Source organism: Flavobacterium sp., from assembly GCF_965277525.1.
Classification (GTDB): domain Bacteria; phylum Bacteroidota; class Bacteroidia; order Flavobacteriales; family Flavobacteriaceae; genus Flavobacterium.
Map to the genome: position 1 here is coordinate 185,584 of NZ_CBDIDC010000009.1, position 16,840 is coordinate 202,423.

8 protein-coding genes are annotated in these 16,840 nt (G+C 34.1%); all 8 read right to left on the reverse strand.

The genetic code is table 11. The annotated features are described in order from the left end of the window. Positions 1-641: 641 nt before the first annotated feature. The 8 genes from secDF to ACQY44_RS17955 all read right to left on the reverse strand — a co-directional run bounded on the left by secDF (position 642) and on the right by ACQY44_RS17955 (position 16,721). A complete protein-coding gene (gene secDF / locus ACQY44_RS17920; RefSeq protein WP_428231667.1) occupies positions 642-3,614 on the reverse strand; it encodes a protein translocase subunit SecDF in 2,973 nt (990 codons plus the stop codon). Positions 3,615-3,840: 226 nt separating this feature from the next. Beyond that, positions 3,841-4,776, reverse strand: a complete 936-nt coding sequence (gene mdh / locus ACQY44_RS17925; protein ID WP_428231668.1) for a malate dehydrogenase — start codon at positions 4,774-4,776, stop codon at positions 3,841-3,843. Between the two features lie 108 nt (positions 4,777-4,884). Further along, complete coding sequence (gyrB, locus tag ACQY44_RS17930) at positions 4,885-6,825, reverse strand: DNA topoisomerase (ATP-hydrolyzing) subunit B (RefSeq protein WP_428231669.1); 1,941 nt, start codon at positions 6,823-6,825, stop codon at positions 4,885-4,887. A 324-nt stretch (positions 6,826-7,149) separates the two neighbouring features. Beyond that, complete coding sequence (locus tag ACQY44_RS17935; RefSeq protein WP_428231670.1) at positions 7,150-9,888, reverse strand: M16 family metallopeptidase; 2,739 nt, start codon at positions 9,886-9,888, stop codon at positions 7,150-7,152. A gap of 174 nt (positions 9,889-10,062) precedes the next feature. Further along, positions 10,063-11,679 carry an asparagine synthase B gene (asnB, locus tag ACQY44_RS17940; RefSeq protein WP_428231671.1) on the reverse strand — a complete coding sequence of 539 codons (1,617 nt, stop codon included), beginning with the start codon at positions 11,677-11,679 and terminating at the stop codon, positions 10,063-10,065. Between the two features lie 312 nt (positions 11,680-11,991). After that, positions 11,992-13,668, reverse strand: a complete 1,677-nt coding sequence (asnB, locus tag ACQY44_RS17945; RefSeq protein ID WP_428231672.1) for an asparagine synthase B — start codon at positions 13,666-13,668, stop codon at positions 11,992-11,994. 657 nt (positions 13,669-14,325) lie between these two features. Continuing rightward, positions 14,326-14,775: a GreA/GreB family elongation factor gene (locus ACQY44_RS17950; RefSeq protein WP_230036431.1), complete on the reverse strand. Its 450-nt coding sequence runs from the start codon at positions 14,773-14,775 to the stop codon at positions 14,326-14,328. Positions 14,776-14,966: 191 nt separating this feature from the next. Then, positions 14,967-16,721 (reverse strand): TonB-dependent receptor, encoded by a 1,755-nt coding sequence (locus tag ACQY44_RS17955; protein ID WP_428231673.1) that lies wholly within the window; start codon positions 16,719-16,721, stop codon positions 14,967-14,969. Positions 16,722-16,840 lie beyond the last annotated feature (119 nt).

A 16,840-nucleotide genomic window follows, 5' to 3' on the forward strand; every position in this document is an offset into this window, starting at 1 on the left:
TTTCAACATTATAACCGGTATCTTCACTATTAAGCACTACATTAGAAGTATACTAAACGTCTGTAGAATATCAAGCAACACGCGACTTCTGTAGACTAGATTTCAAATACTGGAAAATCTGCAAAAGCAAAACCTTTAGTCATTCGTTCCGTTTCAACATGTGTTATCATTGATCCAATACTTCCTAAAGAATAAACTTCAAAATACTTTGCCAATTGTTTTCTTACTAGAAACAGAGATTCAAAACATATTCACGAACATCTTTCAACTTCTCATATCTTTTTTTCTTCTGACAACATAATCAGGTATTTCAGCTTTACAAAATAAGAATTAGGTTAATTTTTGCCACAAAATTAATCTTTAACTGAGCTAGAATTTAATATTGAAAATGTTTCATTTCTTTCAATTGAGAATATAACTAAATTTTATAAAAATGCAGTGTTATTTTAAATTCACTTCCAAAACCGCAATTAAAACGAATAGCGAAATTCTCTTTTTATCCTATACTGAAACTCTAATTAAACTTAAAAACAATAATAAAACTAATCGTAATTTTTAACTTTTTTATCTTCATAAATAGGGCACAAAAAAAAAAGACCCAACTAAAGTTGGATCTTTTTATATATAAAAACACAAGTGACTTATGCCTGATTGTGCTTGTCTTCGATTGTATGTTTCTCATCTTTAGAAATCGTATCAACCAATACTGGTGTTGCGATAAACAATGAAGAATACGTTCCTACCACAATACCTACTAACATAGCAAAGATAAATCCTCTGATAGATTCTCCTCCAAAGATAAACATCGTTAATAATACAATGATCATCATTAATGAAGTATTCAATGTTCTTGATAAAGTAGTGTTAATAGAAGCATTTACGATATCTTCAAAAGTACCTTTACGGTTTCCGATAATAAACTCTCTAACCCTGTCAAATACAATTACGGTATCATTCATAGAATATCCGATAACGGTAAGAATTGCAGCGATAAAGTGCTGATCCATCTCCATGTGGAAAGGCATGAATTTATAACATAAAGAGTAGATACCTAATACAAAGATAACGTCATGCGCTACCGCTGCAATCGCACCTAATGAATATTGCCATTTACGGAACGAAACCATTAAGTATAAGAAAATAGCTGCCATTGCACCAAGAACTGCCCAGTATGAGTTGGTTTTGATATCCTCAGAGATAGAAGCCCCAACTTTAGAAGCTTGCAATACACCTACTTTTTTACCATCAAAAGAATTGATAAATTTATCATAAGTAGTGTTTGGATAATACTTCTGCAATGCATTGTATAATTTCTGATTCACTTCTTCGTCGATAGCAACACCATCTTCTTTAATCTTATATTTTGTAGTGATTTTTAATTGATCATCATCACCTAAAATTTTAGCTTCAACAGGAGTTCCAAAAGCTGCAGATAATTCATCTGAAACTACAGTAGCATCTACCGGTTTTTCAAATTTAACCTGAAAAGTTCTTCCTCCAACAAAATCAACACCTTCATCTAATCCATTAATAAAGAAGATAGAAGTTAAACTTACCACAACTACAATTGAAGAGAAGATATAAGTGAATTTTTTAACTTTAATAAAGTCAAAGTGGAAATTAGTAAACCAGTTTTTAGTAATATTTGTGGAGAACGTTAAATCCGCTTTTCCGGCAATATTTCTGTCGATAAAAATTCTGGCAATAAAGATGGATGTAAACATTGAAGTTACAATACCAATAAGTAATGTCAAAGCAAAACCTTTAATTGGTCCTGTTCCAAAAATAAACAAGATAGCTCCAGTTAAAACGTGTGTTACGTTCGCATCAATAATAGAACGCATTGCTCCATGCCATCCGTAAGATTCAGAAACTGCTTCAGATAATGATTTACCTTCACGTAACTCCTCTTTTGCTCTTTCAAATATAATAATGTTCGCATCTACCGCCGTACCTAATGTAAGTACGATACCTGCAATACCTGGCAATGTTAATACAAAACCAAAACTTGCCATAATTCCGAATAAGAAAAGTAAGTTCAATAATAAGGCAAGGTTAGCATACCAACCTGCTTTACCATAATAGAACACCATCCATAAACACACTAATAAAAATCCTAATACTGATGAAATTGTACCCGCATCAATTGCAGCCTGACCTAAAGATGGCCCCACAACAGTTGATTGAACGATATCAGCAGAAGCCGGTAATTTACCTGCATTTAATACGTTTGCTAAATCCTTAGTTTCAGCTACATCAAAAGAACCTGTAATTTCAGATCTTCCTCCTGCAATTGGTCCGCTAGTTACACCCGGAGCAGAATAAACGATATCATCTAATACAATAGCAATATAACTTTTTTGAGAAAAAGCTCTACCTGTTAATTCTTCCCAAACCTTAGCACCCTGACTGTTCATTTGCATAGAAACAGCTGGTTTTCCTAATTGGTCAAAAGTATCTTTTGCATCAGTAACAACACCACCACTCATAGCAGGAACATTGTCTCTGTTTCCTTTTAAAGCATATAATTCAACAGCCTCAAGGCTTTTTCCTTTAGCATCTTTTATTGTCGTTGGCTTACTCCATACAAATTTTGCATTGTGTTGATCAGCTCCTAATAAAATTCTAATTTCCGGTCTTTTAAAATAACCGTTTACAGCAGCAGTATCTTTTGAAGCAAAATAACCTAAAACCGGTCCACCACCCTGACCTAACATTTTGTCAAATAATGGATTGTTTCCTTTTTTAGTATCAACTGAATCTTTAGTATCAGTTAATAAAGCATTCAATGAATCTTTAGCAACAGTTTTAGTTTCTGATTTTTTAACTTCAGTCTTTTTTAAAGCTTCGTTAGCAGCTACTAAAAAATTTCCAATTTCTTCTACTTTATAAGTTTCCCAAAACTCTAATTGAGCTTTTCCACCTAATAATTTTTTAATCCTGTCAACATCCTTAGCACCCGGAAGCTCTACTAAGATTCTTCCTGTTTCTCCTAATTTTTGGATGTTTGGTTGTGTAACACCAAATTTGTCGATACGCTCTCTTAATACTTTGTAAGCACTTTCAACAGACTCATCAACTTTTCTTTTAATTACTTTTTGAACTTGTGAATCAGACATTTGAAAATCGATCCCACCATCTCCCTGTAAACTTCTGTTTGCAAAAATATCAGGCGAAGCTAATCTCACTTTTCCGTTTGAATTCGCTTCAAAAGCTTCAAAAAACTTATTTAAATACGTTTTATTTCCTTCTAAATTTGCAGATGCATCAGCTAATGATTTATTAAATACCGGATTTTTAGAATTGTTAGCTAAACCTTTCAAAACATCTTTGATAGAAATTTGAAGAATCACGTTGATTCCTCCTTCTAAGTCAAGACCTTTGTTTAGTTGTTTGTTTTTTACTTCATTGTAAGTAAAATCCGAAAAACCAAGGTTAAACACTTTTTCTTTACCAATAGAGTCTAAATATTTTAGCTCTTTATCAGGATTATCTCCTGCAAAAGCTTTAGCCTCACTTTTGACATTATTTGCCACGAAAGTGAACGAAAGTTGGTAAATACTTACCAATGCAAATAGAATTGCGAAAAATTTAATAAGTCCTTTATTCTGCATTATTACTAAAAATTAATTATGTTTTATTGTTTATTTTGTTTTAAAGTCCCATAAAATAAGCCCTGACATGAGTTTTTAAAACTAAAAAATCGAGATCACGAATTACCACATTTTTTTTAAACCGAGCAAATATATAATTAACGAAAAGATTAACCAATTTATTTATTAATTAATCTTAAAAAAAAGACTGCAAAAGTGCAGTCTTCTCCTTTTTTTTCGAAAATCGTTATACTAAAATCGATTTTAGCGCATCATTCATCCCTCTAACCGCATCTGCACTTTTAGCAAACAACGCTTTTTCGTGGTCATTCAATTTGATGTCTAAAATTTCTTCTACTCCATTTTTACCAATTATACAAGGTACACCTATACAGATATCATTTTGACCGTATTCTCCTTCCACAAAGACAGAACACGCAATCATTTTCTTTTGATCATTCAAAATACTATCTACCAAATAGGCAACAGAAGCTCCTGGCGCATACCAGGCTGATGTTCCTAAAAGACCCGTAAGAGTAGCACCACCTACCATTGTATCAGCAGCTACTTTTTGCAATACTTCTTCTGATAGAAATTGGGTTACCGGAATTCCGTTATAAGATGCCAAACGTGTCAAAGGAATCATCGTAGTATCACCATGACCACCAATAACCATTGCTGAGATATCATTTGCAGGCTTATCTAAAGCCAAAGAAAGATACGTTCTGAAACGAGAACTATCTAACGCTCCACCCATACCAATAATTCTGTTTTTTGGTATTCCGGTAGCTTTCAGTGCTAAATAAGTCATCGTATCCATTGGATTCGAAACTACAACTATTATAGTATTTGGAGAAAATTTCAATACATTTTCAGCAACTGTTTTTACAATTCCTGCATTTATACCAATCAATTCTTCACGAGTCATTCCTGGTTTTCTTGGAATTCCTGATGTAATAACTACTACATCACTTCCGGCAGTTTTAGAATAATCGTTGGTTACGCCAGATACTTTGGTATTAAACCCTGTATTTGTGGCACATTGCATAATATCCAACGCTTTCCCTTCGGCAAAACCTTCTTTAATATCCAACAACACTACTTCGCTAGCAATTCCTCTATAAGAAATAACATCTGCACATGTAGCTCCAACATTTCCTGCTCCTACAATGGTAACTTTCATATTTTATACTTTATCGGTTATTAATTAATTTATTTTGTAAATCGACAATTCGTTTAATCGTCTAAGTAAATTTAAACAATTAAACGAATTGATGATTAAGTTTATTTATTATGCATCGATATTTGCATACACAGCATTTTTCTCGATAAATTCTCTACGTGGTGGTACTTCGTCTCCCATTAACATAGAGAAGACTCTGTCAGCTTCAGCCAAACTATCAATAGTTACCTGACGCAAAGTTCTGAAATTAGGATCCATTGTTGTCTCCCATAATTGTTCAGCATTCATCTCCCCAAGACCTTTATAACGTTGAATAGCAGCACTTCCTCCCATTCTTTCGTTGGCCTGATCGCGTTGAACATCATTCCATGCATATTCTTTTTTATTTCCTTTTTTAACCAAATATAACGGAGGAGCTGCAATATAAACGTGACCTTCTTCGATCAATTCTTTCATGAAACGGAAGAAGAATGTTAATATTAAAGTAGAAATGTGACTACCATCGACATCGGCATCACACATGATGATTACTTTATGATATCTTAGTTTTTCAAGGTTTAAGGCTTTACTATCTTCTGTAGTACCAACAGTAACTCCTAAAGCGGTAAAGATATTACGAATCTCTTCGTTTTCGAATACTTTATGGTGCATCGCTTTCTCGACATTCAAAATCTTACCACGTAATGGCAAAATGGCCTGAAATGCACGATCACGACCTTGTTTTGCTGTTCCACCAGCCGAATCTCCCTCGACTAGGTAAACCTCACATTTTGCAGGATCCTGCTCTGAACAATCTGATAATTTCCCTGGTAATCCACCGCCACCCATAACGGTTTTACGCTGTACCATTTCACGTGCTTTTTTAGCAGCATGACGGGCTTGTGCAGCCAAAATTACTTTCTGAATAATGATACGGGCATCATTTGGATTTTCTTCCAAATAATTCTCTAACATTTCTCCAACAGCCTGAGAAACCGGAGAAACTACCTCTCTGTTTCCTAACTTTGTTTTGGTCTGACCTTCGAATTGAGGCTCAGCAACTTTTACCGAAATAATAGCTGTTAATCCTTCACGGAAGTCATCTCCCGCAATTTCGAATTTCAATTTATCCAACATTCCGGATGCATCAGCATATTTTTTAAGGGTTCTTGTTAAACCACTTCTAAAACCTTGCAAATGCGTTCCTCCTTCGTGCGTATTGATATTATTTACGTAAGAAAAAATATTCTCTGTATAACTTGTATTGTAAATCAGGGCAACTTCAACAGGAATTTCACCTTTTTCGTTATCCATGCTGATTACGTGAGAAATAATTGGCTCACGGTTACCGTCTAAATAACGAATGTATTCTTTAAGACCTTCATCAGAATGAAAAACCTCAACTTTAAATTCGCCTTTATCATCTACTTCTCTTTTGTCTGTAAATGTGATTGTAATTCCTTTATTCAGGAAAGAAAGTTCACGCATACGAGCTGATAAAGTATCATAAGAGAACTCTATTGTTTGCGTAAAAATGGTATCATCCGGGTAAAAAGTCTGACGTGTACCTCTTTTATCCGTTTCTCCAATTTGTTTAACCGGATATATAGCTTTACCTCTTTCGTATTCTTGTTCATAGATTTTACCGTCTCTAAAAACAGTAGATTTCATATGCACGGAAAGTGCATTTACGACTGAAACCCCAACACCGTGCAATCCTCCGGAAACTTTATAAGAATCTTTATCGAATTTACCCCCGGCACCAATCTTGGTCATTACTACTTCAAGTGCAGAAACACCTTCTTTTTTATGTAAATCAACTGGAATACCACGACCGTTATCTTCAACTGTTACTGAACCGTCTTCGTTAATTGCAACACCAATAGTATCACAATGTCCTCCCATCGCCTCATCAATAGAGTTATCTACAACTTCATAAACCAAATGATGCAGTCCTCGAACACCTACATCTCCAATATACATCGACGGACGCATTCTTACGTGCTCCATTCCTTCTAATGCCTGAATACTATCTGCTGAATAATTGTTCTTCTTGATTTCTTCGCTCATATAATTTATTCTAAAAAATGTAATTATTGTCTAACACGCAAATATATAAAAACGCAAATTATATATCCGTTAAAATACCATTTAAAGCACTTAAGTTATTAACACAATTATTTGAAAAACCAAAAAATAAATTCCAAATCGAAAATAAATCCCATTTTTTTTAAATTCCAAATTCCAAAACAAAAAATAAATCCCAAACCATGGAAAAAGTTTAAATTTTAAAATCCAAATTCTAACCCCTAAGTGATATAAAAACAAAATCCGAAATAACATTTTATGTTATTTCGGATTTTAAAATTTACATCCAAATTAGAATTTTAAGTTTTATAGCTTCTTAGTAAAATCTCCAGCGTAAACTGATGTCATTTTATCCAGGCTCAAATACTTTCTTAGAACAGCATTTACCTCTTCTACTTTTAAGGCTTTTACTTTGTTTTCCAGAGTATCATAATCATCAAGCGGAATTCCGTATTGCAAATACGTATTTGTTAAACTCATCAGAGTAGCATCACTTCCTAATCTGGTTTTTCTTTCATTAAGCCAGCTTAACAAATTCGATTTTAATTCCTCTGCTGTAAACCCATCTTTTAATGCTTTTGCAATTTCTTCTTTAGTTGCCATTTCAACGGCATTTCTTTTCGTTGGATTTAAAAAAGCATAATACAGCCAATATGCTACATCATTCGTAACCGGCACATCTATAAAAGATCCTGCTCCATAGCTAATTCCTTCTTTTTCTCTTAATCGCATGGGAATTCTGGCACTTAAAAAACCACCACTTCCCAATATTTCATTCGCCATAACAAATGCTGGATAATCAGGATTTTTCAAATTCATTTTAAAACTTATTTTTCCAATTGCAACAGCATTTTCTTTATCCGGAGTATTAAAATCTTTATCTAGTTTTTGAGTTTCGAAAAACGTTGGCTGAGCAAGTTCGTATTTCGATTTAGAATTCCATTTACCAAAAGTATTTTCTAAAATTTCCGCTGTCGATTTAGCGTCCAAATCTCCTACAATACTTCCAACTCCATTATCCCCTCCTAAAATAGTGGCATAAAAATCAACAATTTCTGATTGCCTGATCTTTTTATAAGCCTCTATTTGCTCCTGAACTGTAGAGGTATAAAAAATACTCTCTTTAGGATATTTAGACGTCAGCCTTGAAACTTCTATAAAGGCAATCGACTGAGGATCATTTAAACTGGCTTCCAGATACGTATTATACTCACTAATTGTTTTGGTTAATTCGTTTTGAGGAAAAGTCGAATTAAACAGTAAATCTCTCAAGATCTCCATTACTTCAATGAAACTTTCTTTATATGTATTGATATTAATCGATAACGTTTGCCCAGAGTAACCAAAATACAAACTTGACTTTAACTGATCTAACCGATCACTTATTTGTTCTTTGGTCTTTGTCTTAGTTCCCGTTTTTAATAATTGTGCCAAAATAGTTCCGGTATCTGTTTTTCCTTTTAAATCCTTTTCATTACTCACCGGAAATTTAAAACTAGCCTGAACTTTTCCGCCTTTTATTTCTTTTTTAATTAAGCCGTATTTTGCACCATTGGTCAGTTTTCCTTCCACAAAATTTTGTTTCAAATTTTTAATCGAAGCTTCAAACGCAGCAGCTTCTTTTTCTAATGCTTTCCCTTTGTAATCTTTGGTAAAAGCTAACAATTGCTCATCTGTATATTCTGCAGGTTTTACTCTTTGTTCCTCTTTAGACGGAATAAATATTCCTACGGTTCTATTATTACTTCTAAAATATTTCTCTGCAACTCTTTGTACGTCCTCTTTCGTCAGGTTTTCGATAGCATCTCTATACAAAAATCCTAATCTATAATCTCCTGCCCCAATCATTTCAGTAAGGTTTATTGCATACGAAATGGTATTATTTTTTACACTCTCAATCTGTTTGATAATTTTAGCTTTAGCCCTGCTTACATCTTCATCGGTATATTTCGTCGATCCTATTTTATCCAATTCAGATCGCACGATGTCTTTTGTTGCTTTTATGTCTTTATCGTTAGGAACCGCTACTCCAAAATACATATAACTAGCATCTCGGGTAGTAGGCTGCCAAAAATAAATACTGGATACTTTTTGTGTTTCAACCAACGATTTGTACAAGTAACCTGATGGATCAGCCGTTAAAATTTCGCCTAAAGCATCAATTGCAGGATAATCTTTATCGACATACGCCGCAGTATGATATAAAGCCCCGATATTTTTGCTATCTCCTGCTCTGTTAAGTTCTACGTACTTCTCTCCATCCTGAGCCGGTTCTATCGTATAGGTTTTATCTAAAACTCTTTTAGGTTTGGGAATTGCACCAAAATACTGTCCTACATATTGCAGTGCTTTTTTCTCATCAAACTTTCCTGCAATTATTAAAGTTGAATTATCCGGTTGGTAATATTTTTCATAAAAAGCTCTTAGTTTATTCGCTTTTACACGCTCAATATCTTCTTTACTCCCAATAGTACTTTTTCCGTAGTTATGCCATAAATAAGCCGCAGAAAGGATTCTTTCCTGCAAAACTCCATCCGGATTGTTTTCACCTATTTCGAATTCATTTCTTACCACAGAGAATTCCTTATCAAGATCTGTTTGTAAAATAGTCGAATTAATCATTCTATCGGCCTCCATTTCGATACTCCATTTTAGATTTTCATCATTAGAAGGAAAGACTTCATAATAATTTGTTCGGTCCAGCCAGGTGGTCCCATTGGCATTTCCACCTTTATCAGAAAGCATCTTTTTGATATCCCCTAAATTTTTAGTACTCTTAAAAAGCATGTGCTCTAACAAATGCGCCATCCCTTTTTCACCATAACCTTCGTTCCTGGAACCCACATTATAAACGATATTTACTACCATATTACTTTGAGAAGCATCTGGAATCAAGAGTAATTTCAATCCATTATTCAATGAATATTCTTTTACACCTTCAACATTTTTAATGTATTTGGGCGTTTCAATCTTTTTTTGCGCATAAACTGGACTTAATGAAACAAGCGCACAGTATAAAATACCGCTTAATAATAAGTTTCTCATAAATTATATTTAAAGTTTATTTATTCCTGGTAACCAAATATAGTATTTTTCTGAATATCAGATTTAATATTAAAATTCAAATTTTAGAATTCCAAATCGCAAGGATAGGATCATAAAAAAAATCCGAAACAACATAAGAAATGTTGTTTCGGATTTTAAGTATTTTTTTTAAAATTAAGCTACCACTCCAGCTTTTGAAATTTCAATTCCTGCTTTTTTGTGGGCAGCATTTGCTCTTCCGCTTGGATCTTGATTTTCCTGCCATTTTGGAATCCATTTCCGAACGGTTTGTGCAGCACTCACTTGTGGATAAAATTTATGAAAGATAGCTCTATACAAATACGCTTCTTTTGTAGTTGGCGAATTATAAGGGAATTCCGCACTTGCTCCGGCCAATTGTTCATCTGAAACTTGTGTCGCACAATACTCAATTAGTTCATCGATCCAGTTGTACCCCACTCCATCAGAAAACTGTTCTTTCTGTCTCCACAAAATTTCTGTTGGCAAATAAGGATTTTCAGGTGTCTCAAATGCTTTTCGCAAAATGTATTTTTCAATACCATCGTATGTTTTTGGCTGCTTTTCTTCTGTTTTAATTCGGATAGCAACATCTAAAAATTCTTTGTCTAAAAACGGAATTCTGGCTTCTAATCCGTGGGCCATTGTTGTTTTATCCGCACGCAATAAATCAGCAGTAAACAGTTTCTGTACTCTTTCGATTGTTTCATCCTGAAATTCTTCTGCTGACGGTGCATTTCTAAAATACAAATGACCTCCAAAAACCTCATCAGCACCTTCACCGGAAAGAATTACTTTGATTCCCTGATCAGCAATTGCCTTTGACAATAAATACATTGGAACCCCTGCTCTTACTGAAATAATATCGTAAGTTTCGATGTGATAAATTATCTTTTCTAAAATGGCCACACCTTCTTCTACTGTAAAATGTATCTCATGATGTTCTGTTCCTAAAAATTCAGCCGCTTTTCTTGCCGCTACGTTATCAGGTGAATTGCTATCTAACCCAATAGAAAACGAATGTAGTTTTTCTCCTTTTTCTTTAAATAATCGGGCGGTAATTGAAGCTATTAATGATGAATCCAGACCTCCTGAAAGCAATACCCCTACAGGAACTTCACTCATTAAACGTTTGCGGACAGCATCAATTAGTGCTTCACGAACTAAATCCAGATCTAATGCTTTATTGGCATTTAAATGATCTTCGTATTCCGGATTATAATATTTTACAAAACCTGTTTTACCCGTATAGTAATGTCCCGGAGGAAAAGTTGAAAATGATTTACATTGATCTGCAATTGATTTCATTTCTGAAGAGAAATAAATTCTTCCTCTTTCGTCTAATCCATAGTACAAAGGTTTTACTCCAACTGCATCTCTGGCGGCAATATAATTATCTCCGTCAACAATCACAAAAGCAAAATCTCCATCGAGCATGTTACAAAATTTATATCCAAATTCTTCGTACAAATGAACAATCACTTCTGAATCTGATTTTGTTCTAAAGACATGATCTTTTAAAACGGTATCTTTTAATTCCTGATAGTTATAAATTTCTCCATCATGTACCATCCAGGCCTTATCAGTTCCCTGAATAGGCTGTTTACCTGATTTCAAATCAATAATCGACAAACTTTCATGGCAAATAATACTGCCATTTTCCATAATATGCAAGTCACTTTCATCGGGACCACGATGCGACATTCTTGTAGAAAGCTCTTTTACGAGTTGCGGGTCTTTTCCTTTACCTATAACAGCTAATAATCCAGACATACTATTCTATATTTTTTATTTATTTTATTCTTTAGTCTCCATTAAATGAATCAACTAATGACATACTACAATTTACAAAATTCAGCTAAACTAAATATTATTTTTGGTTTTTCTGTAATAATGCTACTACAATCTTAATAAATTAACTTTACTACAGCGAATGCCAAATATAAAAAAGAAAGTAAAACAATTATCTAAAAATATTTTTAAGTAACTGAAACAATATAATTTAACACTATTAGACAAGAAAAACGCTCTCAGTACTGAGAACGTCTTTCGAAATTAATATATACTAATTCTAAAAATTCTTGTTTATGCTTTTGCGTAGGCATCATCATGAACACTTGCTACAGCTCTTCCTGAAGGATCGTTCATATTTTTGAAAGCCTCATCCCACTCCAACGCAATTTTCGTACTACAAGCTACACTTGCTTCCTGAGGCACACACAAAGCAGCTGCATCACTAGGAAAATGTTCTGTAAAAATAGAACGATAGTAGTATTCTTCTTTAGAAGTTGGTGTCTGCAACGGGAATTTAAATCTCGCATTTGCCAATTGTTCGTCTGAAACTTCTTTGGCTACTACTTCTTTTAAAGTATCAATCCAGCTGTATCCTACTCCATCAGAAAATTGCTCTTTTTGTCTCCATGCCACGCTTTCCGGCAACATATCTTCAAACGCTTTACGAACTACCCACTTTTCCATTGGATGTTCTTCGTTGATCATTTTATCTTGTGGATTGATGCGCATAGCAACATCCATAAATTCTTTGTCTAAGAAAGGAACACGACCTTCAATTCCCCATGCTGCCAAACTCTTGTTCGCACGTAAGCAATCGTACATATGAAGTTTACCTAATTTACGAACGTTTTCTTCGTGAAATTCTCTTGCATTTGGTGCTTTATGAAAGTATAAATATCCTCCAAACAATTCATCTGCACCTTCACCTGACAATACCATTTTGATTCCCATTGATTTAATAACTCTCGCCATTAACCACATAGGAGTCGAAGCTCTAACGGTGGTTACATCATAAGTCTCTAAGTTGTAAATTACGTCACGAACAGCATCTAAACCTTCCTGAATTGTAAATTTAATCTCGTGGTGAATCGTTCCGATATGCTTAGCCACAATTTGAGCTGCCGCTAAATCCGGAGAACCATCTAATCCTACTGAGAAAGAATGCAATTGCGGGTACCACGCATCTGTTGTATCATCTGATTCAATACGTTTTTGTGCAAATTTTTTGGCTACAGCCGAAGTAATAGACGAATCTAAACCTCCTGAAAGTAAAACTCCGTAAGGAACATCACTCATTAATTGTCTGTGAACCGCTGCTTCAAGAGCTTCTTTTATTGCAGGAATACTAGTTTCGTTGTCTTTTACCGCATCATAATCTGTCCAGTCTCTCTTGTACCATTGTACAAATTCACCGTCTTTACTTGTCATATAATGTCCAGGAGGAAATAACTCGATTTTTGTGCAATATCCTTCTAAAGCTTTCAATTCAGAAGCTACATAAAAAGTTCCGTGCTGATCCCAGCCAATGTAAAGTGGAATAATACCCATATGATCACGAGCGATAAAATACTCATCTTTCTCTACATCATAAATAGCAAATCCGAAGATTCCGTTCATTTCATCTACAAAGTGGGGTCCTTTTTCTTTGTAAAGTGCCAGGATGACTTCGCAATCACTTTCAGTCTGAAAGTTATATTTTCCTTCAAATTGTTTACGCAATTCTCTGTGGTTATAAATTTCACCGTTTGCAGCCAAAACCAATTTTTTATCTTCTGTAAATAAAGGTTGTTTTCCTGAAGCCGGATCTACAATTGCCAAACGCTCGTGAGAAAGAATTGCTTTATCATTGCTGTAAATTCCGCTCCAGTCCGGTCCACGGTGGCGAATGATTTTAGACATTTCTAATACTTGAGGTCTTAATGTTTCGGCTTTTTGTTTTAGATCAAAGGCACATACGATTCCACACATAACTATATATTTTTATTTTTAAATTTTATTTTGATAAGGCAAAGATGCGGTATTGGTTATAATTGAAAAACACAAAACCTTATTTAAGTTATAATTTAAAACACAAAAATCATTTTTACATATAAAATGTAAAATTTTAGCATTAAAAAAAGGGTTAAACTTGAAGATTTCAATTTCGAACCTAAACAGAGTATAAAATGTAAGGTTTTAAATAAATCTTTGAATTAAATTTTACGATTTTTAAGAATCATTGAAAGATTCCTAAAGAGAAGAAGAAAAGTGGTTGGGTAATTATTGTTTTCGTCAATCTTATCATTCCTCACGTAAATCTCATCAACTTGTTTGTCATCCCAAGGAACGAGGGATCTCCGCGAGAAATTCTGCATAGTTACTCCATTTTTTGTCGGGCTACTTACGGAGATTGCTTCGCCAGTTCGCTATCGCTCGTGTCCTCTTCCCTCGGGATGACAAGATTGTGTTGAGTTTCTTTATTCATAATCTTGTGTAGTCCCTACGGGACAATTCGATTCCCCGTTTATTTTTTTTACCGATATTTAATCTCTACGAGATATACTCCTTTAGGAGTTAAATATTGGTAGAAAAAAGAATGATCACATGATAAAATTGTCCCGTAGGGACTACACAAAAAATCAAAGTTTACAAAACACTCTCAATAGTGTAATGCGTTTTATTAATCTCAAAAGTAAAACCAACTTTGTTCCCCATCAAATGAGAACCAAGTGGAGATTGCGGAGATAGTGCAATAACATTGATACCGTCAATTGCAATTTTTGGAAGTGCTACACTCACATACAAATAAATTCCGTTCGCTTTTACCAAACTTCCTGAAATAATATTTTCGGTAGTTTTTGAGGCGTCAATTTTATCTAAAATCGCTTTTTGGGTTATCGCTTCTTTTAGTTTATTGGTAAGCTTTTCCTGCTCGATATGCATCATCGATAAAGCTGTTTCGTGTTTGTCGCCGGCAGAACCTTTTGCATCGTTTTTAGAATCTTCGGTCAAAGCCGAAATCATATCTCTGAAAACATCTATTCGGTCCTGAACCATTTGCAGGTAATGAGAATGTATTTTTTGTTTGAATTCCATATTGTAGTTTAACCGCAAAGAGCGCTGGGTTTTACGCAAAGGTCGCAATTTTTTTCGCCACGAATTACACAAATTTTCACTAATTATAAAAACAAAGTTCGCAAAACCAGATATTCAATCAGCTTTGCGAACTTTGTTTTCTCAACGTATTGTAAGATAAAATTCTTTGCGATGTTTGCGGTTAGAAAACCTTAAAAATCGAATTTGTAATTTGCTCCTACTAACACCTGAAATCCTTGTACCGGATAATTCAGCCATTTTTCATAAGCCTGATTTCCTATATTATTCAGTTTTAAGAAACAAGTCAAACGTTCGTTGTATTTGTACCCTAAATGTGCATTGGCATCAAAATAGCTTTTAAGAGTTGTAATAACGGGATCAGTTCCTAAATCAAGATTCGATTGCATGTCTTTACGCTCTCCCACAAAGAAAACATTCAAGCCTGCATACCATTGCTTTGTAATGTTTACATCAAGATTAGAACTTATTTTCATCGATGGCAGATTCCAAGCTTCTATACCATCATATTTGTAACTATTAAAAGTTCCGTTGATTCCAAAAGATACATTTCTTGAAAAATCGGCTTTTAATTCTCCATAAAAACGGAAGGTTCTCACGTCATCATAAACCACCCCAAATGAGTTTCCGAAAGCATAATTCTGATTCGAAAAATCTTCTGTATAATCATTGCCTTTATATAAGGCTTTGTCTTTTTCATTCAAATAAGATCCCGTAAGGTTGTAATTGATATTGTTTGCCAATTTACCTTTTAAACCTGCAAAAACAGTATACTGATTATTGGTAGGTTTCATATTTAAAGTTGGTGATAAAAACGGATTATCGTTTACAAAATCAGCATATGAATTTTGTTCTAAACCGCCGTTTACTCCTGTGTAGAAAATCATTAGATCGCCTACCAATTTATACGAAGCGTTTACTTTTGGATAAATATAAAACTTGTTTCCACTGTTTTCAGAATCCAAGCCATAAAACAATCCCGCCCCTAACTCTAATGTCCAGTCGTTTTCAAGTATCACAAAACTTGGTTCAATCCCAAAATTAGTTAGACTGTATTTTAAAGGACTTGTGTTATCTCTCGCATAATTATGTTCGAAAGATCCGCTTACGTGATCTACGATAATATTCGTGTTAATTGATTGATCCATTACTTCAACTTTGAAAGAAGGTTTTAAATAAAAACGATTTTCTGAAGAAGAAAAACTATCTGAAAAATGGGTAAACTTCGTGGAGATCTTACTGAAAATCCCTTCATTAAATTCGACATTTCCACCTAACGAAATGGTATTATAAGAATGATTTGGGTTGATTCCTCGTATTAAATCATCACGGGTTTGTCCTGCTAAAGTCGAACCAAATTCAGCCGGCAAACCATACCAGTTGTATAATTGATTTTGATATCCTAAATCAACATTCCACGACATGTCACGATTGTTTACACCGTAACCCACATTTAATGCTGTATCATAAAATTCATCATTAAGATCTACACCTTTAATTCCTCCTTGAGACGAATGGTGACGAAACATTCCCGCTACATAATCATTATTTCCTAAATCCTGATTGACGAACAATTCAGCATTTAATGTTCCATAATTTCCAACTCCTAAAGTAGCATAATTATTAAACAATTTTTCTCTTTTAGATTTCTCCACACCTTCTGCTTTTCCTTTTGAAGGTGTAAATGTAGAAGCTACAGGCACTGACAGGATACTGTATTTTATCGTTTCCTTAGGCTGATTTCCGGTATCGTCAAGCGAAGGAGTTTCTTTTATTTTAAAAGCATCTGAAATCGTTGGCGAATAAGGTTTTACCACGTTTACAGTTTCTGTCCCTATAGTTTCCTCTTTTTTCTTTTGAGCAAACGAAAGCTGGACAACAAACAATACTAGTAAAATGATGATTTTATTCTGGCAATTAATTTTCATATTTCTTCTTTTAAAGAGAAAAGAGTAAAGAAGAAAGATTTCTCTTCTATTTCTATATTTTCTCTATATTTTTTTATTCTATTCTCTTTCTTCTATTCTCTTTATTCTTTATTCTATTC

Coding starts and splice junctions, on each gene's coding strand:
- secDF (WP_428231667.1), bottom strand. CDS start 3,614: ATGCAGAATAAAGGACTTATTAAATTTTTCGCAATTCTATTTGCATTG.
- mdh (WP_428231668.1), bottom strand. CDS start 4,776: ATGAAAGTTACCATTGTAGGAGCAGGAAATGTTGGAGCTACATGTGCA.
- gyrB (WP_428231669.1), bottom strand. CDS start 6,825: ATGAGCGAAGAAATCAAGAAGAACAATTATTCAGCAGATAGTATTCAG.
- ACQY44_RS17935 (WP_428231670.1), bottom strand. CDS start 9,888: ATGAGAAACTTATTATTAAGCGGTATTTTATACTGTGCGCTTGTTTCA.
- asnB (WP_428231671.1), bottom strand. CDS start 11,679: ATGTCTGGATTATTAGCTGTTATAGGTAAAGGAAAAGACCCGCAACTC.
- asnB (WP_428231672.1), bottom strand. CDS start 13,668: ATGTGTGGAATCGTATGTGCCTTTGATCTAAAACAAAAAGCCGAAACA.
- ACQY44_RS17950 (WP_230036431.1), bottom strand. CDS start 14,775: ATGGAATTCAAACAAAAAATACATTCTCATTACCTGCAAATGGTTCAG.
- ACQY44_RS17955 (WP_428231673.1), bottom strand. CDS start 16,721: ATGAAAATTAATTGCCAGAATAAAATCATCATTTTACTAGTATTGTTT.